Origin of the sequence: Stenotrophomonas sp. 2YAF22, assembly GCF_052114665.1 — a bacterium.
GTDB lineage: Bacteria > Pseudomonadota > Gammaproteobacteria > Xanthomonadales > Xanthomonadaceae > Stenotrophomonas > Stenotrophomonas indicatrix.
The window spans coordinates 1-1,590 of the sequence record NZ_JBFRFE010000796.1; the positions used below are offsets into that span (position 1 = coordinate 1).

Annotated in this window: 2 protein-coding genes; one reads left to right on the forward strand and one right to left on the reverse strand. The window is 64.3% G+C overall.

The genetic code is table 11. The features are described from left to right. Positions 1 to 692 (forward strand): HipA domain-containing protein (locus AB4Y84_RS21205; protein ID WP_442250881.1); only part of this gene is annotated, 692 nt, incomplete at its 5' end. On the opposite strand, the gene AB4Y84_RS21210 is transcribed toward AB4Y84_RS21205, so the two are convergent. Continuing rightward, a complete protein-coding gene (locus AB4Y84_RS21210) occupies positions 693 to 1,307 on the reverse strand; it encodes a DUF938 domain-containing protein (protein WP_442243956.1) in 615 nt (204 codons plus the stop codon). Between the last annotated feature and the right edge of the window lie 283 nt (positions 1,308 to 1,590).

The window sequence follows — 1,590 nt, forward strand, 5'->3', positions numbered from 1 at the left end:
GCCTACGTCTGGCCAGACACGTTGGCATGTCAGCCGCGTTTGCTGAAATGATCTGCGTGGAAGACGCACAGGCAATCTCCGTAAGGCGATACGACCGCATACGTACGGCGGCTGGATGGCAGCGTGTACACCAGGAAGACTTCTGCCAGGCTCTGGGCGTGATGCCCCAAATCAAGTATCAGAATCAGGGTGGACCCGGTCCTGCCGATCTTGCACGAGCGCTATGGGATCATTCCAGTCAACCGCGCTCGGATGTCGAGGCACTGCTGCAGGCACTGCAATTCAACTACCTCATCGGCGGCACGGATGCGCACGCGAAGAATTATTCGCTGCTGATAGGCGCCCAGGGAAGGGCCCGCCTTGCCCCTCTGTACGATATCTCCAGTGCACTGCCCTACACCGAACTTCAGCACCGCAAGATCAAGATGGCGATGAAGATTGGCAGCCACTACCGCTGGTGGGACGTCCGCTTGATGGATTGGCGGTCTACCGCTGAGGCAATGAGACTTGATGCAGACAAGGCACTGTCTGGATTGTTCGACATGGCCAGCCAACTTCCCGCGCTCGCGCGACAGTTACATGCGGAACTCCACGCGGAGGGGATTTGTCACCCGGTACTGAACCGCTTGCTCGATGCCATCGATATGAGCTGTCAGCGCTGCCTGCGGCAGTTTGAACAGCCCGACGCCTGATCAGCCCAACCGCCACAGCAGCAGGCGGTTGTTGGCCGGCATCGCCACGTCACCCAAGCGGGTAAAGCCGTTGTCTGCGGCCAGCGCCTGCACCGCTTCGATATCGCGGATGCCGCTGCGCGGATCACGCGCCTTCAGCCACGCATCGAACTGCGCATTGCTGTCGCTGGTGTAGCGACCGCCGTAGTTGAACGGGCCGTACACCGCCAGCAACGTGCCGTGGCGCAGCAGGGGCGGCAACGCGGCGAACAGCGCCTGCACGTGCTGCCAGCTCATGATGTGCAGCGTGTTGGCACTGAATGCGGCGTCGAACATGCTGCCTTCCGGCAAGCTCAGGCCGGGCGCTGGCGGCAGTTCCACCTGCAGCACCACCGGCGGCAGCAGGTTCAGCAGCGCCGCCTCCGCGCGCCAGGACTCGATGCCGGGCAGATGATCCGGATGGTCGCTGGGCTGCCAGCGTAGCCATGGCCAGCGCTCGGCGAAGAAAGCGGCATGCTGGCCGGTGCCGCTACCGATCTCCAGCACCCGGTGGCGATCTCCCATCCACGGGTCGAGCGCAGCGGCGATCGGTTCGCGGTTGCGTTCGCAGGCTTCTGAATACGGCTTGCTCGACATCGAGACGGCGTCCAGGCGGGGTCGGCCTCATTGTGCACGAGGGGGGTATTGCTCGGCAGGGCTGCGCCCTGCACCCGCCGAAGCGGTAGTGCCGGCCGCTGGCCGGCAACGTCAACAGCAAGAGCTGGTTTCCTGCGGGATGGCGGGGTGGGTCCGGTGGCGGGGGACGCCGTAAACCCGTCCWTGGGGGCTTGGCCGCGGCATCCATGCCGCGGACACCCCCGCCACCGGACCCAYCCCGCCTTCGACAGATTTTCGCGATCTGTCGGAACGGCACGGGGTC

What these genes read in the sequence shown, in the direction of transcription:
- AB4Y84_RS21210 (WP_442243956.1), bottom strand. Translation starts at nt 1,307, where the DNA reads ATGTCGAGCAAGCCGTATTCAGAAGCCTGCGAACGCAACCGCGAACCG.